This window comes from Novosphingobium sp. 32-60-15, from assembly GCF_002280675.1.
Classification (GTDB): domain Bacteria; phylum Pseudomonadota; class Alphaproteobacteria; order Sphingomonadales; family Sphingomonadaceae; genus Novosphingobium.
Genome location: NZ_NCEN01000027.1, coordinates 1 through 23616, shown reverse-complemented (window position 1 = coordinate 23616; position 23616 = coordinate 1). Strand labels below are relative to the sequence as shown.

Annotated in this window: 23 protein-coding genes; 9 read left to right on the top strand and 14 right to left on the bottom strand. The window is 58.5% G+C overall.

Translation table 11 applies throughout. The annotated features are described in order from the left end of the window. Positions 1–2: 2 nt before the first annotated feature. Positions 3–401 carry a hypothetical protein gene (locus tag B7Y89_RS15765; protein WP_292939567.1) on the top strand — a complete coding sequence of 133 codons (399 nt, stop codon included), beginning with the start codon at positions 3–5 and terminating at the stop codon, positions 399–401. 111 nt (positions 402–512) lie between these two features. Here B7Y89_RS15765 and B7Y89_RS15760 read toward each other — a convergent pair whose 3' ends face one another. Genes B7Y89_RS15760 through B7Y89_RS15750 form a run of 3 tightly spaced genes read right to left on the bottom strand, consistent with a single transcriptional unit; the run spans position 513 to position 1852 of the window. Continuing rightward, on the bottom strand, positions 513–806 hold the full coding sequence (locus B7Y89_RS15760) for a type II toxin-antitoxin system RelE/ParE family toxin (protein WP_292939564.1): 294 nt from the start codon (positions 804–806) through the stop codon (positions 513–515). Then, positions 793–1044, bottom strand: coding sequence for a type II toxin-antitoxin system ParD family antitoxin (locus B7Y89_RS15755; RefSeq protein WP_292939561.1), 252 nt, complete (start codon positions 1042–1044; stop codon positions 793–795). The genes B7Y89_RS15760 and B7Y89_RS15755 overlap by 14 nt, the downstream gene beginning before the upstream one ends. 43 nt (positions 1045–1087) lie before the next feature. Then, on the bottom strand, positions 1088–1852 hold the full coding sequence (locus tag B7Y89_RS15750) for a hypothetical protein (RefSeq protein ID WP_292939558.1): 765 nt from the start codon (positions 1850–1852) through the stop codon (positions 1088–1090). A 233-nt stretch (positions 1853–2085) separates the two neighbouring features. Here B7Y89_RS15750 and B7Y89_RS15745 point away from each other — a divergent pair, with 233 nt between their 5' ends. Further along, positions 2086–2931 (top strand): MoxR family ATPase, encoded by an 846-nt coding sequence (locus B7Y89_RS15745; protein ID WP_292939590.1) that lies wholly within the window; start codon positions 2086–2088, stop codon positions 2929–2931. 135 nt (positions 2932–3066) lie between these two features. Here the strand turns inward: B7Y89_RS15745 and B7Y89_RS15740 are convergent, their stop codons facing one another. Both B7Y89_RS15740 and B7Y89_RS15735 read right to left on the bottom strand, forming a co-directional pair. Then, the gene (locus tag B7Y89_RS15740; protein WP_292939555.1) at positions 3067–3810 is read right to left on the bottom strand and encodes a glutathione S-transferase family protein; all 744 of its coding nucleotides are present in this window, start codon (positions 3808–3810) and stop codon (positions 3067–3069) included. Between the two features lie 86 nt (positions 3811–3896). Next, entirely contained in the window at positions 3897–4742 is an 846-nt protein-coding gene (locus B7Y89_RS15735; protein ID WP_292939552.1) for a L,D-transpeptidase family protein, read from the bottom strand. A gap of 149 nt (positions 4743–4891) precedes the next feature. On the opposite strand from B7Y89_RS15735, the gene B7Y89_RS15730 reads away from it, so the two are divergent. After that, the gene (locus tag B7Y89_RS15730; protein WP_292939549.1) at positions 4892–6073 is read left to right on the top strand and encodes a VWA domain-containing protein; all 1182 of its coding nucleotides are present in this window, start codon (positions 4892–4894) and stop codon (positions 6071–6073) included. Between the two features lie 5 nt (positions 6074–6078). Here B7Y89_RS15730 and B7Y89_RS15725 read toward each other — a convergent pair whose 3' ends face one another. Further along, positions 6079–7281 (bottom strand): DUF1343 domain-containing protein, encoded by a 1203-nt coding sequence (locus tag B7Y89_RS15725; protein ID WP_292939546.1) that lies wholly within the window; start codon positions 7279–7281, stop codon positions 6079–6081. Further along, entirely contained in the window at positions 7278–7820 is a 543-nt protein-coding gene (locus tag B7Y89_RS15720; protein ID WP_292939543.1) for a DOMON-like domain-containing protein, read from the bottom strand. The genes B7Y89_RS15725 and B7Y89_RS15720 overlap by 4 nt, the downstream gene beginning before the upstream one ends. A 48-nt stretch (positions 7821–7868) precedes the next feature. On the opposite strand from B7Y89_RS15720, the gene tyrS reads away from it, so the two are divergent. The 5 genes from tyrS to B7Y89_RS15695 all read left to right on the top strand — a co-directional run bounded on the left by tyrS (position 7869) and on the right by B7Y89_RS15695 (position 12608). Further along, the gene (gene tyrS / locus B7Y89_RS15715) at positions 7869–9098 is read left to right on the top strand and encodes a tyrosine--tRNA ligase (protein ID WP_292939540.1); all 1230 of its coding nucleotides are present in this window, start codon (positions 7869–7871) and stop codon (positions 9096–9098) included. Between the two features lie 127 nt (positions 9099–9225). Further along, complete coding sequence (locus tag B7Y89_RS15710) at positions 9226–9564, top strand: PilZ domain-containing protein (protein ID WP_292939537.1); 339 nt, start codon at positions 9226–9228, stop codon at positions 9562–9564. Between the two features lie 86 nt (positions 9565–9650). Further along, complete coding sequence (locus tag B7Y89_RS15705; protein WP_292939534.1) at positions 9651–10946, top strand: MFS transporter; 1296 nt, start codon at positions 9651–9653, stop codon at positions 10944–10946. A 33-nt stretch (positions 10947–10979) separates the two neighbouring features. After that, on the top strand, positions 10980–11897 hold the full coding sequence (cysK, locus tag B7Y89_RS15700) for a cysteine synthase A (RefSeq protein ID WP_292939532.1): 918 nt from the start codon (positions 10980–10982) through the stop codon (positions 11895–11897). Between the two features lie 6 nt (positions 11898–11903). Next, entirely contained in the window at positions 11904–12608 is a 705-nt protein-coding gene (locus B7Y89_RS15695) for a dienelactone hydrolase family protein (RefSeq protein ID WP_292939530.1), read from the top strand. A 37-nt stretch (positions 12609–12645) separates the two neighbouring features. Here the strand turns inward: B7Y89_RS15695 and B7Y89_RS15690 are convergent, their stop codons facing one another. From B7Y89_RS15690 to B7Y89_RS15675, 4 genes are all read right to left on the bottom strand, one after another. Continuing rightward, on the bottom strand, positions 12646–14448 hold the full coding sequence (locus B7Y89_RS15690) for an acyl-CoA dehydrogenase C-terminal domain-containing protein (protein WP_292939527.1): 1803 nt from the start codon (positions 14446–14448) through the stop codon (positions 12646–12648). Between the two features lie 13 nt (positions 14449–14461). Continuing rightward, the gene (locus tag B7Y89_RS15685; protein ID WP_292939524.1) at positions 14462–14926 is read right to left on the bottom strand and encodes a MerR family DNA-binding transcriptional regulator; all 465 of its coding nucleotides are present in this window, start codon (positions 14924–14926) and stop codon (positions 14462–14464) included. 31 nt (positions 14927–14957) lie between these two features. Beyond that, positions 14958–15317: a phosphoribosyl-AMP cyclohydrolase gene (hisI, locus tag B7Y89_RS15680; protein WP_292939587.1), complete on the bottom strand. Its 360-nt coding sequence runs from the start codon at positions 15315–15317 to the stop codon at positions 14958–14960. A 408-nt stretch (positions 15318–15725) separates the two neighbouring features. Continuing rightward, positions 15726–16496 carry a ComF family protein gene (locus B7Y89_RS15675; RefSeq protein WP_292939521.1) on the bottom strand — a complete coding sequence of 257 codons (771 nt, stop codon included), beginning with the start codon at positions 16494–16496 and terminating at the stop codon, positions 15726–15728. A gap of 64 nt (positions 16497–16560) precedes the next feature. Here B7Y89_RS15675 and B7Y89_RS15670 point away from each other — a divergent pair, with 64 nt between their 5' ends. After that, complete coding sequence (locus tag B7Y89_RS15670; protein WP_292939584.1) at positions 16561–17340, top strand: methyltransferase domain-containing protein; 780 nt, start codon at positions 16561–16563, stop codon at positions 17338–17340. A 4-nt stretch (positions 17341–17344) separates the two neighbouring features. Here B7Y89_RS15670 and ppdK read toward each other — a convergent pair whose 3' ends face one another. From ppdK to B7Y89_RS15655, 3 genes are all read right to left on the bottom strand, one after another. Next, the gene (gene ppdK / locus B7Y89_RS15665) at positions 17345–20008 is read right to left on the bottom strand and encodes a pyruvate, phosphate dikinase (protein ID WP_292939519.1); all 2664 of its coding nucleotides are present in this window, start codon (positions 20006–20008) and stop codon (positions 17345–17347) included. A gap of 65 nt (positions 20009–20073) precedes the next feature. Beyond that, positions 20074–22491 (bottom strand): glycine--tRNA ligase subunit beta, encoded by a 2418-nt coding sequence (gene glyS / locus B7Y89_RS15660; RefSeq protein WP_292939518.1) that lies wholly within the window; start codon positions 22489–22491, stop codon positions 20074–20076. Beyond that, positions 22488–23393, bottom strand: a complete 906-nt coding sequence (locus B7Y89_RS15655; protein WP_292939515.1) for a glycine--tRNA ligase subunit alpha — start codon at positions 23391–23393, stop codon at positions 22488–22490. Before B7Y89_RS15655 ends, glyS begins: the two co-directional genes overlap by 4 nt. Positions 23394–23616 lie beyond the last annotated feature (223 nt).

Genomic DNA, 23616 nt, shown 5'->3' with positions numbered 1-23616 from the left:
TGATGGCAGGCTGGATCCGTCTATTTGCTCTAGCACTGCTTGCCGGCTGCACTGAAGAGCGCCCGCCTAATGTGTGCGGCAAGACGTTCTGCATGGCAGAAAAAGCAGAATTGATCGGCAAACAACAGGTTGCCGATTTCAACCTGTATCATGTTCGTTTCGCTGGAGTGCGTTTCGGAATTTATGAAGGGGATTTCCCCGACTTCGATGCAGCCGGAACCAAAATTGTCAGCATTCCCATAGACTCTAACGCACGGCTCTTAATGCAAGACGGGGAATCTCAAGTCCTCGCTATCGTAAGCGCGAGATCACCACGCTATCTTCACGTCACAGGGCCTTGCGCATCCGGCGGAGGCCCATGCCCGTTGTTGGACGTTGCGCGGTCACTAACCAAACAATAGCAAGGGGTAGAAATCGATCCATTAGCAGTCATCTAATACGCCGAACCGGCTCTCCGAAAGCTGCCGACTGATTAACGTGGCGCCAAGCCCAGTAAGGCGCCCCATACCACATCAACCGATCCACCGGCCGACATCCACGGACTTGTGCAACACGCGCCGGATGATGATGCACCCCGGCTCAACATCATAGAACAGACGATGGCTACCATACGGTAGCGAACGGATTGGCGGTCGGAACTCTTCGTGGAGAACACCGATTTCCGGATGCCGCGCCAATAAGGCAAAGCTGCGGTCAAATCCCGCAACATAGGCTTCCGCGCTATCCCATCCGAAGGCGTCCGCCCCATAAGTGAGGATGTTAACAAGGTCGCGGTCAGCCTCTTGGCTGAGTTCAACCTTCACCACGCGCCTGTAACTGCTCCCGCGTCTGCGAGATTATGTCTTCGATTGAACGGGCACTGATCCCGGACGCTCGGCCTTTCGCAATCTCGGCCCGCAGATGCTCCAGTCGCGCAGCCTCTCGCTGATCCTGCCGCACCAGATCGCGCACATAATCGCTGCTGCTGGCAAACGAACCATCAGCCACACGGCCTTCGATCCATTCTTTCAATTTATCGGGCAGAGATATGTTGATTTGCGCCATGCATATAAAATACAAATCCGTGCGCTTATTGTCAATCAGGGGCCTAACCCGCCCCCTCACCCTTGTTCCGCGTAAAATCAAAGCGTATCCGCACCCATTCGCCGATCTGCGGCTTCCCGTTCACGCGCGGTGGCCGTACGAGGAATTGCCACGAGGCCTGCCGTAAAGCCCGCGCCAAACCTGAACCCACCGGAGACTCGCCCATCTCCTGACAGTCCTCGATGTGATACTTCTCGATCGTGCGGCAGGCGATCATCGCCCAGGCGCCCGGCGGGCGGTTGTTCGGCATATAGGGCGCGATTTCGGCGTCGGTCGGTTCGCGATACCATTGCGCGTTGTGCAGCCGCACGCCGCCCGGCCCATCGCCCTTGCCTTCCGCGCCCGCACTGCCGCCGCCCGCTCCTGCCTGCCCGCCTCCTTCGGCGCGCTTCATCTTGCGGATGTCGGCGGCGGCGTAGTCTTGCCTGGAAAGCTCGATAAAGCCTTCGGGCCACTGCACTTTGCCGGGAATGGGCACCGGCGGCGGGGCAACCGGCGTCACCTCAACCGGCACGTCGGCGCTATCGGCCTGCTCTTGCGCCTTCTCCGGCTCGGGGCTGTCCTTCTCGCCCTGCTCAGGCTCTGTCCCCAAATCGATGGCGATCAGGCTGTCGCCGCCCGGTGCGCCAAACTTCGGCACCCCGCCCATCTGCACGATCACGATGAACACCATCGCGCAGATCAGCAGCGCCGCCACAAACGAAACCGCCCGCTCGCGCGGTGAAGCGCCATAGCCTCTGGAATCATGGGAATGGCGGGAGAACAGCATCGCGCGCGGGCCTACACTGCCCTTATGCTTGCCGCAATCGCAGGCAATGCAGACAACACTTTGATACAGCTGTCGATAACTAACACTCACGTCATAAATGAAGCCAAGATTTCTGACGCATGCGTCACTTAATCGCGGCTATGCTGACACTAGCGTCAGAAACTCATCCCCTTGCGTTGGAATGCCCCGCAATCTAACGCCTAACCGTACGATTAATGAGACAGGATTCGCCGATGCGCTTTGAAGGCACCAGCAATTACGTTGCAACCGATGATCTCAAGGTTGCCGTAAACGCCGCAGTTTTGCTCCGCCGCCCGCTGTTGGTCAAGGGTGAACCCGGCACCGGCAAGACCGTGCTGGCCCATGAAATCGCCAAGGCTGTCGGCGCGCCGCTGATCGAATGGAATGTCAAATCCACCACCAAGGCCCAGCAAGGCCTCTATGAATACGATGCCGTCGCACGCCTGCGCGATGGCCAGTTGGGGGATGAACGCGTCCACGACATTGCGAACTACATCAAGAAGGGCAAACTCTGGGAAGCCTTCACTGCGCCCAAGCTTCCGGTGCTCCTGATCGACGAAATCGACAAGGCCGATATCGAATTCCCGAACGACCTGTTGCAGGAACTCGACCGGATGAGCTTCGACGTCTATGAAACGCAAGAGCGGATCACCGCCGTCGAACGCCCCATCGTTGTCATCACATCTAACAACGAAAAAGAACTGCCCGACGCGTTCCTGCGCCGTTGCTTCTTCCACTACATCAAGTTCCCTGATCGCGACACGATGCGTTCCATCATCGACGTTCACTTCCCAGGCATCCAGAAGACCCTGATCGCCAAGGCGATGGAAATCTTCTACGAAGTCCGCGAAGTCCCCGGCCTCAAGAAGAAGCCCTCCACCAGTGAACTGCTCGATTGGCTGAAGCTCCTGCTCAACGAAGACATGCCCCTCGACGTCCTGCAAAACCGCGATCCCACCAAGGCGATCCCGCCCTTGCACGGCGCGCTGCTGAAGAACGAACAAGACATCATGCTGTTCGAACGCCTCGCCTTCATGGCTCGCCGTCCGGGGAACTAAGAAAATCGTTTCGTGCAGAGGCGCAGAGGAAAAAGAGAGCGCAGAGGAGAATGAGGTTGGGGCTTTGCCGATTTTCACCTTTCCCGGCGGTCTCTTTTTCCTCTGCGCCTCTGCGCGAAACCTGACCCGCCAGCCCTATTCGCGCGGCCCCAGCTTCTCCAACTCGACTTGCGCAAACATCGCCTGCACCGCAGGCCGCGCATTGATCTGCTCGATCCAACGCAGCAGATGCGGCGTCGCTTCCTTGTTCACCAGATCGGCAAAACCGAACTGCATGCCGTTGGCGATGGCAAAGTTGCAGATATCGGCAAGGCTGTACATCCCGCCCACCAGCCATTCGTTTTCGGCCAGATGATCGTCTAACCGCCGCACTGAAAAGGCGATCTTTCGCATTTCTTCATCGAGCATGTCCTGCGGAAAGCCCTCACGCGCGCGTCGCCACTTCACCTGCTGCTCCACCACCGGAATCGCAGCAACCTTTTCCTCGAACTCGGCGTCGCTCAGAGCCTTGACCATGTTGCCCACGTAACGGTGCCACCCGATGGTCGAAACGCACCAGCAGAAGTATTCATCCACCCACTTGGTCCACACCCGCATCTGCGCGCGGCCAAAACTGTCAGCTGGTCGCAGAACCACTTGCGTAGGGTATTCGTCCTCAAGGTATTCGCAAATCACCGTAGATTCGGTGATCACTTTGTCGCCATCAACCAGCGCCGGAACCTGTCCGCGCGGATTGATCGCCTTGAACCATTCGCTGTGATGTTCAAACTTTGCCGGATCAAGCCGGTTCTTTTCAACATCCAGTCCTTTTTCAAACACCGTTAGTAACGGCTTCATTGAATTGGCAGCGGGGCCAAAGCTGTAGAGTTTCAGGGTCATCTTGGTATCCTCTCCGTTTGAGAACACCTTAAACAATTGTTTGCCTGCCTAACAATACCCAATGTGACGAGGGCTCTCTGAACCAGCTAACTGACGGTAAAACAATCCTGCCCCGCCCGTTTCAAAGACGCGCAATAAGCATGCGCGCCCGGCGCAGTTGCCCGCAAACGATAGAACTGTCGCTGTCCCACAATCGCCGGGATCACCGCCTTGCGAAATCCCGCAAGCTGCGGGTAGCTTGCAACCAGTGCAGACCACCGCGCCTCGGCTTCACTCACACTTGTCGCCGCGGCCAATTGAATCGTCTGGCCTGTCCCGACGACCGGCAACTGCACCGCAACCGACGCCAACGCTTCACCCGACTGATGCACGCCCCCTGGCATAACCGGCCGCGCAGTTTGCGCATTCAGCGCCAGCGTCACCGCCGCCTCGTTTGACCGCACCGCCTCGTTCGTCACCACCACTGTCGTCGACGCCGCGTTCGTCAGCGCAAACAGCGCGCGTGCAAAGCTGTACGGCAACCGGATGCATCCATGCGACGCAGGATAACCCGGCACGCGTCCTGCGTGGATCGCAATGCCGCGCCATGTCAACCGTTGCATATAGGGCATCGGCGCATTGCTATAGATGTTGGACCGGTGACGCACCCGTTTTTGCAAAATCGGAAACACACCCGCAGGGGTTGAATGGCCGCGCTTGCCGGTGGAGACGGGTGAGGAATCCCACAGCGCGCCGTCTTTGAACACGTACATCCGCTGCGATGCCTTGCTTACAACAATCAGCACGCCCGATTGCAGCACCTGCCCCACCGCAGGCGCTGCCTGAACTGGCAAGGCTTGCGCCTCTACGCGCTGCTCCGCCCCGAACAGCGCAGCATTCGCCAGCGCAAACATAGTCACAACCGCTGCGCAAAGGCCCAAAACCTGTTTCATGGTAACCACCCCTTAACCACGTTCGCAAACGATTAAGCGGCCTCCGCCTGCGCTCAACCGATTCGTTTAATGCCTTCCCTCACCGCACACCCTTGCCGACCCAGCGTTAAGCGTTTAATCAGAAGGTTAAGCCAAAGGAGCGGTCTCAAGTGTTTTTCAACTTCGTCGACGAATTGCGCGCCGCCGGCATATCGGCCAGCTTCAAAGAGCATTTGACACTGCTCGAAGCGCTCGACAAAGACGTGATCGACCAGACGCCCGAGGCTTTCTACTATCTCAGCCGCGCCACCTTCGTAAAAGACGAAGGCATGTTGGATCGCTTCGATCAGGTGTTCAACAAGGTCTTCAAAGGCGCTCTCACCGATTACGGCCAGCGCCCGGTTGAAATCCCCGAAGACTGGCTCAAAGCCATTGCCGATAAGTTCCTGTCCGCTGAAGAGATGGAAAAGATCAAAGCCCTGGGCAGTTGGGACGAGATCATGGATACGCTCAAGAAACGGCTGGAGGAGCAGGAAAAGCGCCATCAAGGCGGTAACAAGTGGATCGGCACCGGCGGGACCAGCCCGTTCGGCAATGGCGGCTTCAACCCCGAAGGTGTGCGCATCGGCGGCGAGGGCAAGCATAACCGCGCAATCAAGGTGTGGGAAAAGCGCGAATTCCAGAACCTTGATAACACCCGCGAATTGGGCACCCGCAACATCAAGATCGCACTACGCCGCCTCCGCCGCTTTGCCCGCGAAGGCGCAGCGGACGAGCTTGATCTGCAGGGCACCATCCAAGGCACCGCGCGTCAGGGCTGGCTCGATATCAAGATGCGCCCCGAAAAGCGCAACGCCGTCAAACTGCTTCTATTCCTCGACATCGGCGGATCGATGGACCCGTTCATCAAGCTTGTCGAAGAACTGTTCAGCGCCGCCACCGCCGAATTCAAGAACATGGAGTTCTTCTATTTCCATAACTGCCTTTATGAAGGCGTGTGGAAAGACAACAAGCGCCGCTGGACTGATCGTACCAACACGTGGGACATTCTTCACAAATATGGCCACGATTACAAAGTCGTCTTCGTCGGCGATGCCGCGATGAGCCCTTATGAAGTCAGCCACCCCGGCGGCAGCGTCGAACACTTCAACGAAGAACCCGGCGCGGTCTGGATGCAACGCGTGGCGCAAACCTACCCCGCCACCGTATGGCTAAACCCCGTTCCCGAAAGACAATGGGCCTACTCCCAGTCCACTAAAATGCTCAAGGACATCCTCGGCGGCTCCATGTACCCCCTTACCCTCGAAGGTTTGGACAGCGCCATGCGCGAGTTAACGCGCAAGAAGCACTAGGACTCTCAATAAAGCAGAAACGCCCGCCGTGCTTCCACCCAAGCGGCTTCATCGCGCCCTGCTATTGCGTCGAGATCGGCTGCGGTTGAGGCCGCATCATCCACCCATTCGCGTAAGACAGGCCCGCCGTTGATCACGTCGATCGCCAGCTTGTCGAACACATACTCATAGGCAAAATCACGCCACAGCGGATAATCGGGATAAAGCTTCCGGATCGCCTTGAAGGCCAGCGCCTGCAGCCGCCATGGACGAAACGCGTGGTGATCATAAAATGTGCCGTCGGCATGGATCATCAGCGCGTTGCACAATGTCTTGGCGTGTTTGTGGAACGTCGGCTCGAACCAGCATTCGCGGATCGCGCAACCCGTCATCCACTGCGGTGCAATGGAGTGCATTTGCGCCAGAACGCCCTTTGCATCCACATCAGGTGCACCAAACAGCACTTCCAGCGGACGGGTTGTGCCGCGCCCTTCCGATACAGTAGCGCCCTCGATCATCACCGTCCCGGCATAGGCGCGGGCCATGTTCAGGCTGGCTGCATTAGGCGAAGGGTTGATCCATATGCGGCTATCAGGCCACCCGAAACCCGGCCCGGCTTCAGGCGCCCAGCCCTCCATCGCAATCACGCGGTAATCCACATCAAGCTTGAAGTGCTTGATAAACCAATGGCCCATCTCGCCCAGCGTCATGCCGTGCCGCATCGGCATCGGCCCTGCCCCCACAAAGCTTTCCCAACCGGGCAGCAACGTGGTTCCCTCAACCGGACGCCCTGCGGGATTGGGCCGGTCCAGCACCCACACCGCCTTGCCCGTGCCACTGGCGGCCTCAAGCAGGTAAAGCAGTGTAGTTACAAAGGTATAGATCCGGCAGCCAAGGTCTTGCAGATCGAACAGGAATACATCGGCGCTGTCCATCATCCGCGCCGTCGGGCGACGGACCTCGCCGTAAAGGCTGAACACCGGAATGCCATAGACCGGATCAAGCTCGTCGGCCGTCTCCACCATGTTGTCCTGCTTGTCGCCCTTCAGCCCGTGCTGCGGCCCGAAAGCTGAGGACAACGTGATCCCCGGACACGCCGCCAACGCATCCAGCGAATGGACCAGACCCTCTGTCACCGAGGCAGGATGCGCAACAAGTGCGATGCGGCGCCCTTCCAGAGGCGCACGCAGGGCGGGGTCGGCCAGCAGCCTATCGATACCGAACTTCATGGGGCAGCAGGTGCCGCAAGCTTTGCTGCGAAGCAAGCCTCGCAGTGGAAATCGGGCTTATCTTCACGATGCGCGATGGCCCAGTAGGACTTGCGCCCGCCTTCCTCCTCGATCACCGCGCTCAATCCATAAGCCCACGGCATAGGCGGCAAAGCGGCTGCGGGAATGGCAGCGTCAAAGATCAGCACCGATTGGCCACGGCGCGGCGTGCACACCGCATCGCGCGGGGTGGGGCGTTCGGCCATGCCCTGGCGGTAAGCACTAAAATCATAAGCGGCCCAAGCTTGCGATGGCGACAAGTTGAACTCGGCATAAGCATCGCCGCCATCCGGCTTTACAAATAGCTCGAAGCACGTCGTCTGCCACAACCCGTCCGCACGGCGCTTGCCCGCAAACGGTGGAAGCACCATTTGCCCGGCACCCTCCACCCGCCACCGCAACGTCAGCCAATGGGCGTCAAGCGAGAGGATCCGCGCCTGCACCGAGGATAAGGCCAGCGGCGGATTGGCCCGATGGAACAATAGCTCATACGTTTCCAAGCGCTGTTCTCCGTGCTACGCGCGCCGCGTTATTATAAGAAGGCCACGATGACCCAGTACCAATCCCCCCTCCTCCGCCTGCTTGATGAGCGCGGCTACATCCACCAGTTGACCGATGCCGAAGGGCTCGACAAATTGGCGATCGAGGGCGTGGTGCCGGGTTATATCGGCTTCGATGCCACTGCACCATCGCTGCATATCGGCAGTCTTGTCCAGATCATGATGCTGCGCCGTTTGCAACAGGCCGGACACAAGCCGGTCGTGTTGATGGGCGGCGGCACCACGCGCATCGGCGACCCCACCGGACGCGATGAAAGCCGCAAGATGCTGTCGGACCAGACGATTGAGGACAATATTGCCTCGATCTTCCAGGTCTTCTCGCGCCTGCTGACTTTCGGCGATGGCCCGACTGACGCCGTGATGGTGAACAATCACGATTGGCTGGGCAAGCTTGGCTATATCGAACTGCTACAGGAAGTGGGCACGCACTTCACCGTCAACCGCATGCTCACCTTTGATTCGGTGAAGCTGCGGCTGGATCGTGAACAGCCGATGACGTTCCTCGAATTCAATTACATGATCCTGCAAGGTTACGATTTCCGCCATTTGAACAAAGCGATGGACGTGCGCCTGCAGATGGGCGGATCGGACCAATGGGGCAATATCATCAACGGCATCGAGTTGACCCGCCGCAAGGACGGTCGCGAGGTGTTCGGACTGACAACGCCGCTGCTAACCACCGCTGACGGCAAAAAGATGGGCAAGACCGCCGCTGGTGCGGTGTGGTTGAACGAAGACGCCCTGCCCGCGTGGGATTTCTGGCAATACTGGCGCAACGTCGATGATCGGGACGTAGGCAAATTCCTGCGTCTTTTCACCGATTTGCCGCTGGATGAGATCAAGCGCCTCGAATCGCTTGAGGGCAGCGAGATCAACAGCGCCAAGGTCGTGCTCGCCAACGAGGTCACCCGGTTGGTACGCGGTGACGAGGCTGCCAAGGCTGCCGAAGCTACTGCGGCTGCTACTTTTGCAGGGGGGGGACTCGGACAGGATCTGCCGACTTTCGACGTGGCTGAAGAAGACATCGGAATCATTGATGCGCTGGTCGGACTTGGATTTGCGGCAAGCCGTGGCGAAGCAAAGCGGCTGGTTGCAGGCGGCGGAGCGCGTGTCGATGGTGAAGCAGTAACTGATGAAGCCTTCCGCATCACGCTGAAAGCCGCAGAAATCCGCGTTTCTTCTGGCAAAAAGAAGCATGGTATCTTGCGCCGCACGTGACAGAAAGTTTCGGCAATCCTAACGGCAACCCCTTGCCGCTACCGGCAAGCAATTGCCGGGGGTTTACGAAATGTTCGGCATTACAATCCTATAGCGCTGTCTCCACACCGGACGCCAAGGAGGAACGATGCGCGGCGGAGCACAGCTTTCAGTCACCGACTTGCGTCGTTCGACCAGGCACCACCTGAACTTGCCGATTATCGGTGAGCATCGCGCTCGCGGTGACATCATGCTGCAACTCGTCAACGTTTCGACCACTGGCTTCATGGCCACGGGGATCGAAGGGCTTGGCAGGGGTGACCGCGTGACCATCCGCTTGCCACAAGTGGGCAAGATCGAGGCGTTCCTTGTGTGGATCGACGGCGAGCGCGCAGGCTTTCAGTTCGAACGCATCGTCCGGTTGGATGATTTCAATAAGATGATCAAAAGCTTCGTACCAAATCCAAAGCTCCGCTCGGCCAACTGAAAAAGCGTCGACCGGCAACGGATTTATGAACACGCACCAGTTTTGCGTGCTTGGCATGACGCCACGACGCTGGCATTGCGCGTGGCGTGATAGACCGCTCCCCATCCGATTTGCCAGTCGTAAAATCGCCGCTCGCGATCCCTGATTACCGCCGATTCTGGATATCGCGCTTCTTTTCCGTTTTGGCGACATCAGGGATGGTCGTGATCCTGGGCTACCAGCTCTACGATCTTGCCCGGAGCGAATACGGCATGACGATTGCCGAAGCCGCGTTCCAGCTCGGGCTGCTTGGCCTTGCACAGTTCTTGCCGCTTTTTCTGCTGACGCCGGTAGCAGGCGTCGTGGCTGACCGGTTTGATCGGCGAATGGTTGCCGGTCTTGCAATCTGCCTTGATATGACAGTCGCCTTATCATTGGCAGTCGTTACGCAATTGGGAATGTTGACGCTGCCATTGCTATTCGGGCTTGCCGCGCTCCATGGCACAGCCCGCGTGTTCATCGGCCCTGCCTTATCTTCGATCGCCCCTAACATCGTGCCGGCTGAATTAATGCCAAAGGCTATCGCGATTAATTCGATGGCATGGCAAATCGGATCAGTGGGTGGCCCAGCAATTGCCGGACTTCTTTTCGCGGGCCATCCGTCCCTCCCGTACTGGACATCAACCGCGCTGCTGACACTTTCGGCAATTTGCGTGTTTGGCATAAGGCGCTTGCCGCCCCCGGCGGGCAATCGCGATGTCCACCCCGTCCGCCAGATCCGTGAAGGATTGTCATTCGTCTGGAATGATCGCTTTCTTCTTGGCTGCATCACGTTGGATTTGTTTGCAGTGTTGTTAGGCGGTGCGACCGCCCTGTTGCCCGTCTTTGCACGCGACATTCTGATGGTGGACGGACAACCAGTGGGGCCTAATGGGCTTGGCATCATGCGCGCAATGCCCGGCGTTGGTGCCGCATTGGTGGCATTCGTGCTTTCTGTCCGGCCAATCGCGAACAACGTCGGCAATAAAATGCTACTTGCCGTTGCCGTTTTTGGCGTGTTCACCATAGGCTTTGGCCTGTCGACCAACTTTTATTTGTCCTTGCTGATGCTCGCCGGCATCGGTGCTGGTGACATGGTCTCGGTTTTCATCCGGTCCACTTTGGTCCAGCTCCACACACCAAACGATGTGCGCGGGCGTGTCTCTTCCATATCGGGCCTCGCAATCTCGGCATCAAACGAGCTGGGGGAAATGCAATCGGGCGTGGCGGCTGCGTTTTTGGGAGTTGTGGGCGCAGTGCTCATGGGCGGTATCGGCGCCATTGCCGTGACTGGCCTGTGGTTTTTATATTTCCCTGAACTCAAAAATGCACGAACCTTTGCAGCGCGCTACAGATCGTCCTAAGTTCGCGCGAAATACTTGAAGGAGCAATGCGATATGAGAGCGGATTCGATCCTCGCCACTATTGGCAACACCCCGCACATTCGCTTGTCGCGCCTGTTTCCTGACCATGAAGTATGGGTAAAAAGTGAGCGCGCCAACCCCGGCGGTTCAATCAAGGACCGCATCGGCCTTGCCATGATCGAAGCTGCCGAAGCGGACGGCAGCCTGAAGCCCGGCGGCACGATTATTGAACCAACTTCGGGCAATACCGGGATTGGCCTTGCCATGGCCGCGGCCGTCAAAGGCTACAAACTGGTCCTAGTGATGCCGGAATCGATGTCGCTCGAGCGTCGCCGCCTGATGCTGGCCTATGGTGCGACATTTGACCTTACGCCGCGCGAAAAGGGCATGAAGGGTGCGATTGAACGGGCAAAGGAGCTAATCGAGCAGACTGATGGTTCGTGGATGCCACAACAGTTTGATAACCCCGCCAATGTCGACATTCATGTCCGAACAACCGCGCAGGAAATCCTTAAAGACTTTGCTGATGAACCAATTGATATCCTGATCACTGGCGTCGGCACAGGCGGGCATCTCACCGGATGCGCCGAAGAATTGAAGCGGCATTGGCCATCTCTAAAAGCCTATGCGGTTGAACCTACGCTTTCGCCGGTCATCTCGGGCGGGCAGCCTGCTCCCCATCCGATCCAGGGCATTGGCGCAGGGTTCATTCCCGGCAACTTGCACACCAAGGCGATTGACGGCGCAATCCAGGTCGATCCGGCAGATGCCAAGGAAATGGCCCGTCTCTGCGCCTCCAAGGAAGGAATGCTGGTTGGCATTTCATCAGGCGCAACACTGGCTGCCATCGCACAAAAGCTGCCCAGTCTGCCAGCAGGCAGTCGGGTGCTTGGCTTCAATTACGATACGGGCGAACGCTATCTTTCTGTCCCCGACTTTTTGCCGGAATAAGCAATAATGGCGATGGAACAAATAGACTACGAAGACGGTGATGTTCAACTGACCGGCTTCCTCGTGCGCCCGGAGGGCAAACCGAAAGCGGCGGTGCTGGTCTTGCCGACCATCGTCAACTGCAACACGCCGATGATCCGCCGTGCGCATATGTTGGCGCAAGCAGGATACGTGGCCATGATCGCTGACTTTTATGGCGTCCAGGTGCGCGATTTCGATCATGCGCGCGAATTGGCAGGCCCCTTGCGCGCAACGCCCGAACATTACCGGCAGCGGCTCCAAGCAGGCCTTGCCGCGCTGGTGAACCATGACGCTGCAGCAGGCTTACCTGTCGCGGCAATCGGCTATTGCATGGGCGGGCAAGCAGCGCTTGAACTGGCGCGTGACGGGGCTGATCTTGTTCTTGCTGCAAGCTTTCACGGACTGCTTGATACGGCACTTACCGCAGGTCATGGCGTCGTCAAACCGCGCATTCTGGTGTGCCACGGTGACGCTGATCCGCTTGTGCCCCGTGCGCAAGTGTTGGCGTTCTGGGAAGAAATGGACGCAGCCGGCGCCAATTGGCACTTTCACAGCTACGCCGGAGTAAAACACGGCTTTACCGACCCGGGCAGCGATGATCGCGGCATGGCAGCCATTGGCTATGACAAAAGTGCCGACCGCCAAAGCTGGTCCGCTTTGATGGAAATGCTTGACGAAGTGCTTGGATAAACCGGGGAAAGCGCCAAACTTTCCCCGGCGGATAATGTTATGCGATGGCGAACTGATCGGCGCTCAAAGCCATGACCGTTTCACTGCCCGCTTCGATTTCACGGCGCAGCGCACCCGCCTCTGTCGCGTGGCGCGTGGCCCAATGGCGGGCACAGGCCAGTTTCGCTTCGTAAAACGCTTTGTCTTCTGCACCATTGGCGATAGCCGCACTGGCGATCTTGGCCATGCGCAGCCACATCAGGCCAAGCGATACGATGCCCGTCAGCGTCATGTAAGGGTACGCGCCAGCACCCAGATTGTTGGGGTTGGCCATTGCGTTCTGCATGAACCACATCGTCGCGGCCTTCATCTCGCCCGTTACCTTGGACAAGCGCTCTGACACCAATTGCACTGTTTCGTCTGTCGAGGCTTCAGCGCATTCGCCATCCACCAGCGCGAACAGGCGCTGTACCGCACGCCCGCCATTCAACGCCAACTTGCGACCTGCAAGGTCCATCGCCTGAACGCCATTGGCCCCTTCATAGATCATGGCGATGCGGGCATCGCGCACAAACTGGTCCATGCCGTTTTCAGCGATGTAACCGTGGCCACCCCAGATCTGCTGCATGTCCGTGGCAACTTTATAGCCCATATCGGTGCCATAGCCCTTGATCACCGGGGTGAGCAGGCTGATCAGATCATCAGCTTCCTGACGGTCCGCCTCGGTCGCACCCTTGTGCGTCAAATCAACCTGAAGCGCACCCCACAGGCACAAGGCGCGCATGCCTTCGACAAAGGTCTTGCCGTCCATCAACATGCGGCGGACATCGGGATGAACGATAATCGGATCGGCGCGCTCTTGCGGTTCGGCTGGCCCCGTCAAGGCACGGCCCTGACGCCGGTCTAGCGCATAGGCCAAGCCGTTCTGATAGGCGACTTCGGCTTGCGCCAACCCTTGCATACCCACGCCAAGCCGCGCCGCGTTCATCATGATGAACATCGCGGCAAGGCCCTTGTTCTCCTCGCCAACCATCCAGCCTTTCGCGCCATCGTAATTCATGACGCAAGTGGCATTGCCGTGTATGCCCATCTTTTCTTCGATCGAGCCCACACTGACGCTGTTCTTATCCCCCAAAGTTCCATCGGCATTGACGATGAACTTGGGCACGATGAACAATGAAATGCCCTTACTGGATTCCGGCGCACCCGGCGTTTTGGCAAGAACAAGGTGGATGATGTTCTCGGTCAGGTCATGATCACCTGCCGAAATGAAAATCTTGGTACCGGTTATCGCATATGAACCATCGGCCTGCGGTTCGGCCCGTGTTCTGATAAGACCAAGGTCCGTACCGCAATGCGGCTCGGTCAGGTTCATCGTGCCGAGCCATTCACCGCTGACCATCTTCGGCAAATACATTGCCTGCTGTTCGGGCGAGCCCTTTTCGCGGATGGCCGAAATCGCCCCATTTGCAAGGCCAGGGTACATTGCAAAAGCCTGATTGGCCGATGCGAGGTAGCACTCCATGGTAAAGCCCATAACGTGGGGCAAACCTTGCCCTCCGTAGGCTTCTGGAGCAGCCAATGTGCCCCAAGCACCATCAATGTATTGACGATAGGCCTCTTTGAATCCGCTAGGCGTGGTGACGCTGCCATCGGCGTGACGCGTGCATCCTTCCTTGTCGCCCGACAGGTTTAGCGGGGCAACGACTTCATTCACAAAGCGGCCTGCTTCTTCAATGATCGCATCGGTCATATCCTGCGTGGCACTCTCGAAACCGGGCAAGTTGCCATAGGATTCAAGCCGCAGCAGTTCGTTAATGACAAAGCGTGTGTCGCGTGTTGGTGCGTTGTAAACGGGCATCTCTCTGTATCCCTTAATGGCTCAGGCTTGGATCACGGCCTTCCGACCGCTCCTTCTGAATGACGAGTTCGACGAAGCTGGTGAGTTCATCGACGGTGGCAGCAATATCTGCCTGTTGGCGGCGGAGTTGTTCAATCCGTTCACGACATTTGGCGATGGTAACCCGGCGCTGTTCGGCGCGGCCATCGTCAACATCATACAAGTCGATCATGTCGCGGATTTCGGCCAGACTGAAACCGACATTCTTGGCCCGCATGATCCACGCCAACCGGGCACGGTCCCGCTTGGAATAAATTCGCGAAAGCCCGACGCGGGTTGGCGCGATCAAACCTTCATCCTCGTAAAAGCGCAAAGCGCGCGCGGTAACGCCGAACTCGTTCGACAAGTCCGAAATTGTGAACTGATCGCGCTTCAACGCATCGGGCTGTTCAAGGTGTCCGGTGTGGTCGCGAGTCGCTGCGGCATGGTGCTGTGACATAACCCCATGCTACCTAACCTTTACGTAAGCGTCAATCTACCACGCGTTCCAGCAATCCTTTGTCACTGATCCGCCGGTAAAAGCAGGTCGGAGCCAGAGTATGACACGCAGGCCCGGCGGGTTCGACGCGCAATTCGAGTGCATCCTGATCACAATCTACCCGGATTTCGATGATCTTGAGCACATGGCCCGAGCTTTCGCCTTTCATCCAGAGCCGCCCTCGGGAACGCGAATGGAAATGGGCAAAGCCGGTTTCAAGGGTTTTGGCGACTGCCTCTGCATCCATGTGCGCTAACATCAACAAGGTGCCCGACCGGTTATCAATTGCAACCGCCGTGAGCAGTCCATTATCATCGAATTTGGGCATGAACGCGGTGCCCTGTTCTCGCATGGCAGTCTGATCGGCGGTGGACACAGGAATAGCGGCCTTTCTTTCCCGACAACACGCTTGCCGGATTTTGTTGCACGATAACCACAATAGAGCAGCAAAATCCACGCCTGAGACATAATCGACTTTCGCAAACAGCATGAATGAACGATTAAGTCTTTGCGGTTTGAGGGAATCGCAGACTGAACAGCCTCAGGGCTCGGCTACCAAACGCCAATGTTCAGGGAAACACATGAGGGGCCGATCGGCAACTCCGCAGCAGGCCAATATTGGCCGCGCGAGTTGCCATCGGACGGTGAGGGAACAGGCGGGTTGGTCAGGGGGCCACCGTATCGCGGACTACGCGAACGCTCGCAGAAATTCGTCACGAAGAACGCCCGGAGCTTTATGCTCCGGGCGTTTTCGTTTGTCCTAGCTGCTGATCTCTTGCTGGTTTCTCGAAGTGTTCAGGGCTTCATCCATCACGCGCGCAAAGCACGCTATCCGGACTTGCACCACACCCGCCTTACGCAACGCAATGATGCAGGCATTTGTTGTGGCGCCGCTCGTCATGACGTCATCCACCAGCACAACCTTGGCGCCTTTCAGCACGTCCAAACGTCGGGGGTACGGCGCAATTGCACCTGACAGCATCCGCGCGCGCGCTTTGCGGTTCAATCCACCCAACGGAGGTGTAGCTTTTGGACGCACAAGACCGTCAACGACCAAGCGTTGCCCGGTCATTCTGGCCAATTCGCCTGCCAACAGCGCAGATTGGTTGAAACCACGTTTCATTATCCGCCAACGATGCAGCGGCACAGGGACAAACAGCCACTGCCCTTCAAGAACCGGCAAGCGCGGCGCAATCATCCGCGCCATCATTGGTGCAAGGCCGATCCGCCGGGCATACTTCAATGCAAGGACCAGTGCCCGCGAAGTGTCGTTATACAACGTTGCCGCAGCGATCCCTGAATGGCGTGGCGGTTCGGCCATACACGGGGCGCAAACCAGATCCGCCCCTTCACCAAACCCCTCACCCAAAGGCCTCTGGCACAAACTGCAACAGGTCCCAGTCGGCACTGCCAGCTTGCCCCAGCAATCAAGACATAGCCCACCATGTTCGGCGACGGGCACGCCGCAAAGCGGACAGCGCGGCGGGAACACGAAATCGATAACCGGCATCAGTACGGCAAGGCGAGACATGGCTTTGGTTGTCCAGCCCACCGGGGCACTTGGCAAGAGCAGCGCAGACGGGCAATGGCGGATTATGGCCACTTCGCCCCCCACTATTTTCGCGCCAAATCGGCGGAAAGCCCTGCGCCGACGCATGGCCCACTTGCAGCATGCTTCCGATGCTCCGCGCTACATTGCTGCCGATATGGTCGATGACGTCCTCGACCGGCTGTCATTTCTGCGGCACGAACCCGAACGCGCACTGCTGATCGGTGATTGGACCGGCGCAATGGCCGCAGGATTGGCGCCCTTGACTGCACAGATTGAAACCCGCGATCCGCTTCTGGTAAATGAAGAGGCGCCCATTTCAACCGATCAGGGCTTCGATTTTATCGCCAGCCTTGGCACGCTCGATACGCTGAACGATTTGCCGGGCGCTCTGGTACATTTGCGCCGCGCACTCAATGATGGCGGATTGTTGATCGCCTGCTTCATGGGCGCAGGATCGCTGCCAGCGCTTCGCAGTATCATGCTTGAGGCAGATGCCGACCGTCCCTCGCCGCGCATACATCCGCAAGTCGATGTGCGTGCGGGCGGACAGCTGCTGCAACGATGTGGCTTTGCCGACCCTGTGATCGACAGTCATCACATCGACGTTCGGTTCAGTTCACTCGCGCGTCTGGTCGGTGATTTGCGCGCGCAAGGGCTTGGCAATTGCCTGGCCAACCCCGGCATACCCCTGACAAAAGCTGCCCTCGCCCGCGCCAAAGCCGCCTTTGCCGCCCGCGCCGAGGCTGACGGCAAAGTGACCGAGCGGTTCGAGATACTGACGCTGAGCGGGTGGGCAAAACCGCTTCGCCCACCCAAGTTCTGATGCCTCAGCCCAGCGCTGCTTGCGCTGCGGCAAGGCGCGCAATCGGTACGCGATACGGGCTGGCTGATACGTAATCGAGGCCGGTCTTTTCGCAGAACGCGATGGAGGCAGGATCGCCGCCATGTTCGCCGCAGATACCAAGCTTCAGGTCTGGCCTGGTCTTGCGGCCACGTTCAGCAGCCAGTTCCACCAATTGGCCGACGCCTTCGATATCAAGGCTGACAAACGGATCGCGCGGGTAAATCCCCTGTTCCACATAGGGGTTCAGGAAGCGCGCGGCGTCGTCTCTTGAAACGCCGAGTGTTGTCTGAGTCAGGTCATTGGTGCCGAACGAGAAGAACTTGGCCTCTTCGGCAATCTCTCCGGCCATCAGCGCAGCGCGCGGCAATTCGATCATGGTGCCAACCATGTACTCCAGCGTCCGGCCCTTTTCGGCGAACACTTCCAGCGCCACCCGGTCTACCAGTGCACGCAGGATTTCCAGTTCCTTGCGGGTAGCGACCAGCGGGATCATCACTTCGGGGATGGGAGCATCGCCGGACTGTTCGGCCACGTCACACGCCGCCTCGAAGATCGCTCGTGCCTGCATTTCATAGATTTCGGGGAAGGTTATGCCCAAACGGCAGCCGCGATGGCCCAGCATCGGGTTGAATTCATGCAATTCGCCCGCACGGCGCTTCAAATGCTCGACGCCAAGACCGGTCACTTTGGCAAGGTCTGCAAATTCGGCGTCAGCATGCGGCAAGAATTCGTGCAGCGGCGGATCGAGCAGGCGGATCGTGACGGGCAGGCCCGCCATGACTTCGAAGATCGACTGGAAGTCACTGCGCTGTTCCGGCAGCAACTTGGCCAAAGCCTTGCGGCGTCCGGCCTCGTCATCGGCCAGAATCATCTGGCGGACCGCTGAAATGCGGCCTGCTTCAAAGAACATGTGCTCGGTGCGGCAAAGCCCGATGCCCTCTGCACCAAACTGGCGCGCTACCTGGCAGTCGAGCGGCGTTTCGGCGTTGGTACGCACTTTCATGCGGCGGTGCTTGTCGGCCCACACCATCAAGGTACCAAAATCGCCAACCAGTTCCGGCTCTACCGTGGCAACTTTACCCGCCATCACATCGCCGTTCGATCCATCAAGGGTGATGATATCGCCCTCTTTGACTTCGCGATTGCCAATGCGTGCGGTGCGGCTGGCCATATCGATGGACAAGGCTGATGCACCCGAAACGCAAGGACGGCCCATGCCGCGCGCAACCACTGCGGCGTGTGACGTCATGCCACCACGCGCCGTCAGGATGCCGCGCGCCGCATGCATGCCGTGAATGTCTTCAGGCGATGTTTCCACGCGGACAAGGATCACGGCATCGCCGCGTTCCGCTTTGGCTTGTGCCGTATCTGCATCAAACACAACCGCACCCGACGCCGCGCCGGGCGATGCCGGCAACCCGCGCGTCAGCACATCACGCGCTGCCTTGGGATCAAGCGTGGGGTGAAGAAGCTGGTCAAGCGCCATCGGATCAATCCGGCGGATCGCGGTGGCCTCGTCAATCAGGCCCTCGCCCACCATGTCGACTGCCATTTTCAGCGCAGCCTTGGCGGTGCGCTTGCCCGAACGGGTTTGCAGCATCCACAGCTTGCCCTGCTCCACCGTGAATTCGATGTCCTGCATGTCGGCATAATGCTTTTCCAGCAGGTCGAAAACGGCAGCCAGTTCGCCATAGGCACCGGGCATCGCTTCTTCCATCGAGAGCGGCTTGGCCCCTGCCCGCTCGCGGGCGGCCTTGGTCAGGTATTGCGGGGTGCGGATGCCGGCGACGACATCCTCACCCTGTGCATTGACCAGCCATTCGCCATAATAGGCGCGCTCGCCCGTGGCAGGGTCGCGGGTGAAGGCGACGCCGGTGGCCGATGTTTCTCCCATGTTGCCGAAGACCATCGCCTGCACGTTGACGGCAGTGCCCCAATCTGCAGGAATGTCATTCAGGCGGCGGTAGACTTTGGCGCGGTCCGATTCCCATGAATCAAACACTGCGCCGATAGCACCCCACAATTGTTCATGCACATCCTGCGGGAACGGGCGGCCAAGTTGCTGTGCAACAATCGCCTTGTATTCGTCCACCAGCGCCTGCCAATGTTCGGCCCCAAGTTCGACATCATTAAAGAAGCCGTTGTCTTCCTTGACGATTTCAAGCGCATCTTCAAAGCGGTGATGGTCAAGCCCCAGCACAACGTCCGAATACATCTGGATGAAGCGGCGATAGCTGTCCCAGGCGAAACGCGGATCGCCCGATCCGGCGGCCAAGCCTTCAACCGTTTGGTCGTTCAGGCCGAGGTTCAGCACGGTGTCCATCATGCCCGGCATCGAGACACGCGCGCCCGAACGCACCGAGACGAGCAGCGGGTTCACCGCATCGCCAAAAACGCGGCCGGTAGCGGCTTCAACGTGCTTCACACCATTGGCAACGCCCGCGCGCAGGGCATCATCAAAGGTCTTGCCATTAGCGTTGTAGGCAGTGCAGACTTCGGTGGTGATGGTAAAGCCCGGAGGTACTGGCAGGCCGATGCCCGCCATTTCGGCAAGGTTTGAACCCTTCCCGCCGACAATGGTCTTGTCCTTGGCGCGCGCGTCTGCTGACACGGCCCCACCGCCGAAATGGAATACGTATGCGCTCATGCGGTAACGATGCTCCCTGCAATCTCTGGTTTTGCCGGATCAGCGTCCGGAGTGACAGCCGCTCTTTAGCCTTCGATGTATGAAAAGTCCGCTACTTTGTGCACTGCAGCACGAAAATGGTCGAGCAATGCAAGGCGGCTTGCCCGTTTTGCCGCATCAGGATCATTGATCATCACCGCTTCGAAAAACGCATCAATCGGCCCGCGCAAACTGGCAAGCGCGGCCATGGCGGCGGTGAAGTCCTCGCCAGCAATGGCGGATTCTACCAGCGGTTCTGCGGCGTTCAACGCGTCAATCAGCGCCTGTTCGGCAGGTTCACGGGTGTAGCTTTCGACAGCCGCAGTAACCCCCGCCCCCGGCCCCTCCCCAACGGGGAGGGGGGAAGAGAAGTTTTCCTTCTTCAGGATATTGGCAGCGCGCTTGTACCCTGCGAGGAGATTGGTGCCGTCCTCGGTGGTGACGAAAGCTTGCAGCGCATGGACGCGGGCTAGAAGGCGGACAAGATCATCCTCACCGCCTAGCGCGAACACAGCGTCGATCAGGTCGTGGCGAACGCCTGCTTCGCGTTGCTGGACTTTGAGGCGGTCAACCAAAAATGTCCAAACACTAGAAGGAAGAGTTGCTTTAGCTACAAACCTAGCGCTTGAGTAAGAATCTGCCTCCCGTTGTGAATAAGGAACTTGGAAGGCATCGTCAGACGTCTTTTTATCAAACCAGAAAGTTTCGAGATTATCTGAAAAATTAAAGCTCAGCATCCACCCTGCATCAAAACGAACTGAGCCTTCAAACTCAAAATCGATCTGATAGCAGTGCGGAACGAACTTTCGCTGACGGAATAAATCATCGAAAAGGTAATCACAAACGCGTCCTACATCGACCCGAAGTGAATGCTTGTTGACTAGAGCGATAATCCCCAAAGCAGCCCTTCTCAGCGCGAAGGGATCTTTCGAACCGGTGGGCTTGTCATCAATTGTAAAAAACCCAACCAACGTATCCAGCTTATCCGCCAGCGCCACGGCTACCGTCACCGGCGCGGTCGGTACGTCATCGCCCTGCCCTACCGGTTTGTAGTGATCGCGGATGGCGTCGGCTACGGCGTCGGGGAGGCCTTCGGCGCGGGCGTAGTAGCCGCCCATCAGGCCCTGGAGTTCGGGGAATTCGCCGACCATTTCAGTGACGAGATCAGCCTTGCACAGGCGCGCGGCGAGTTCGGCTTGATTGGCCAAAATCTCCCTCTCCCCTTCAGGGGAGAGGGCCGGGGTGTGGGGGACTGCGGGCGCTGCGTTTGCCGCCCCCTCTCCCAACCCGGGCGAGGGCTTTACAATGCCTTCTTCTACCAGCCAGCGAGCGAGTTTGGCGACGCGTTCCACCTTGTCGGCTACCGTGCCCAGTTTTTCGTGGAAGGTGATGCGCGCCAACTTTTCGGCATGTTCGGAAAGCGGCTTTTTCTTGTCCTGTTCCCAGAAGAAGCGCGCGTCCGACAGGCGCGCGGCGAGGACTTTGCGGTTGCCGTCGATGATGGCCGCGCCGCCGTCAGTGGCTTCGATGTTGGCGGTGCAGACGAAGGCGTTGGCCAATTCTCCCCGCGCGCTTGATGACAGGCCCTCCCCTAGCCCCTCCCGCAAGCGGGAGGGGAATTCACAGACAAAATACTTCTGGTTGATACGGGCAGTTAGCTGGATAACTTCAGGCGGAACCTCAAGAAACGCTTCGTCAAAACGGCCCAGCAAAGGCACCGGCCATTCGGTAAGGCCAGCGTTTTCGATGACGAGGCCTTCGTCTTCCACCAGCACCAGACCGGCAGCTTCCGCAGCAGCCTTGGCCTTGTCGCGGATCATCGCTTCGCGTTCGGCGTGGTCAACGATCACATGGCAGGCGCGCAGCTTTTCAGCGTAGTCATTCGCGCCGCCGATGGTAATTTCACCGTCGTGGTGGAAACGGTGACCGCGTGTGGCATAGCCTGATGTCACGCCGCCCACTTCGCATTCGATCAGGTCTTCGCCAAGGATGGCGACGATGCCTGATAGCGGGCGGACCCAGCGGATGCTTTCGGTGGAAATGGAAGCTGCGCCCCAACGCTGGCTTTTGGGCCAGGGGAACGCACGGATGATGGCAGGGATGGCTTGCGCAAGCACGTCTTTGGTGGCGCGGCCCGGTTTTTCAATCACGGCAAACCACACGCCGTCGCGTTCAACAAGGTGGTCCTTGGTCAGGCCGGTTTTGCGCAGGAAGCCTTCAAGTGCCTGCTCTGGCGCAGAAGTGCGCGGGCCTTTGACTTCTTCGGAAACGGCCTCGGTAGCCAGTGGCAGATCGCGGGCGATCAGGGCCAGACGGCGCGGGGTGGACCATACCGTGACCTCGCCCGCCTTCAATCCGGCAGCGGCCAGTTCCTTGACGAACAGCTTTTCCAGATCGGCGCGCGCGCCAGCCTGCATCCGCGCGGGAATTTCCTCTGAGCGCAATTCGAGGAGGAAATCGGTCACTTGCTCCACTCCGGATATTGGGCAGCCCATTTGTCGGCGTTCGTTTCCATGAATTTCTCGCACGATCCGCGCGCAAGATCGCGGACGCGGCCCATGTAGCTGGCACGTTCCTGCACCGAGATCACGCCGCGCGCCTGCAACAGATTGAACAGGTGGCTGGCCTCGATTGCCTGCTCATAGGCGGCAATCGGTACGTTGTTGGTCAGCGAGAGCTGGCATTCGGCCTCGGCACGGCGGAAACCTTCGAACAGGCTTTCGGTATCGGCCACTTCGAAGTTCCATTTGGACATCTGCTTCTCGTTTTCGAGAAACACATCGCCGTAGGAAACGCCGTGATTGTTGAAAGCAAGGTCGTAGACGTTATCGACGCCCTGAATGTACATCGCCAGACGTTCCAGACCGTATGTCAATTCGCCTGCCACCGGCTTGCAATCGAACCCGCCCATTTGCTGGAAATAGGTAAACTGGGTGACTTCCATGCCATCGCACCAGACTTCCCAGCCAAGGCCCCACGCCCCGAGTGTGGGCGATTCCCAGTCATCTTCGACAAAGCGGATGTCATGGACCAGCGGATCGATGCCGATCTGCACCAGCGATTGCAGGTAAAGTTCCTGCAAGTTGGCGGGGCTTGGCTTCAGGATCACCTGATACTGGTAGTAATGCTGCAACCGGTTGGGATTTTCGCCATAGCGGCCATCGGTCGGGCGGCGGCAGGGCTGCACGAAGGCCGCGCTCCACGGCTCTGGCCCCAGCGCGCGCAAGGTAGTGGCGGGGTGAAACGTCCCTGCCCCCATGCGCATGTCATAAGGCTGGAGGATCAGGCAGCCCTGTTCGCTCCAGAAGCTGTGCAGGCGCAAGATCATGTCTTGCAGGCAAAGGGGTTTTTTTGTGCTGTCGGCCATAGTCGCGCGGCTTTGGCCGATGAAGCGGTGCAAATCAACCTTTTCGGGTCAGAGAAGATGATCGCCCAGCCTGTCTTGCCTGCCTGTCTTGCATGATGAAAACGGTTCGTTCATTTCAGATGGTCTAGGTCACCGACTCATAAATCGCATCCAGATTTTGGCTGAGGCGAGTTTGACGAGGGCGAGGTAGTTTGCGTCGTGCTTCTCGTATCGAGTTGCGACG

Bases quoted from the DNA above. Each gene is read 5' to 3' on its own strand.
- B7Y89_RS15765 (WP_292939567.1), top strand. From the start codon at position 3: ATGGCAGGCTGGATCCGTCTATTTGCTCTAGCACTGCTTGCCGGCTGC.
- B7Y89_RS15755 (WP_292939561.1), bottom strand. From the start codon at position 1,044: ATGGCGCAAATCAACATATCTCTGCCCGATAAATTGAAAGAATGGATC.
- B7Y89_RS15750 (WP_292939558.1), bottom strand. From the start codon at position 1,852: ATGCTGTTCTCCCGCCATTCCCATGATTCCAGAGGCTATGGCGCTTCA.
- B7Y89_RS15745 (WP_292939590.1), top strand. From the start codon at position 2,086: ATGCGCTTTGAAGGCACCAGCAATTACGTTGCAACCGATGATCTCAAG.
- B7Y89_RS15740 (WP_292939555.1), bottom strand. From the start codon at position 3,810: ATGACCCTGAAACTCTACAGCTTTGGCCCCGCTGCCAATTCAATGAAG.
- B7Y89_RS15735 (WP_292939552.1), bottom strand. From the start codon at position 4,742: ATGAAACAGGTTTTGGGCCTTTGCGCAGCGGTTGTGACTATGTTTGCG.
- B7Y89_RS15725 (WP_292939546.1), bottom strand. From the start codon at position 7,281: ATGAAGTTCGGTATCGATAGGCTGCTGGCCGACCCCGCCCTGCGTGCG.
- tyrS (WP_292939540.1), top strand. From the start codon at position 7,869: ATGACCCAGTACCAATCCCCCCTCCTCCGCCTGCTTGATGAGCGCGGC.
- B7Y89_RS15710 (WP_292939537.1), top strand. From the start codon at position 9,226: ATGCGCGGCGGAGCACAGCTTTCAGTCACCGACTTGCGTCGTTCGACC.
- cysK (WP_292939532.1), top strand. From the start codon at position 10,980: ATGAGAGCGGATTCGATCCTCGCCACTATTGGCAACACCCCGCACATT.
- B7Y89_RS15695 (WP_292939530.1), top strand. From the start codon at position 11,904: ATGGCGATGGAACAAATAGACTACGAAGACGGTGATGTTCAACTGACC.
- B7Y89_RS15690 (WP_292939527.1), bottom strand. From the start codon at position 14,448: ATGCCCGTTTACAACGCACCAACACGCGACACACGCTTTGTCATTAAC.
- B7Y89_RS15685 (WP_292939524.1), bottom strand. From the start codon at position 14,926: ATGTCACAGCACCATGCCGCAGCGACTCGCGACCACACCGGACACCTT.
- hisI (WP_292939587.1), bottom strand. From the start codon at position 15,317: ATGCGAGAACAGGGCACCGCGTTCATGCCCAAATTCGATGATAATGGA.
- B7Y89_RS15675 (WP_292939521.1), bottom strand. From the start codon at position 16,496: ATGTCTCGCCTTGCCGTACTGATGCCGGTTATCGATTTCGTGTTCCCG.
- B7Y89_RS15670 (WP_292939584.1), top strand. From the start codon at position 16,561: ATGGCCACTTCGCCCCCCACTATTTTCGCGCCAAATCGGCGGAAAGCC.
- ppdK (WP_292939519.1), bottom strand. From the start codon at position 20,008: ATGAGCGCATACGTATTCCATTTCGGCGGTGGGGCCGTGTCAGCAGAC.
- B7Y89_RS15655 (WP_292939515.1), bottom strand. From the start codon at position 23,393: ATGGCCGACAGCACAAAAAAACCCCTTTGCCTGCAAGACATGATCTTG.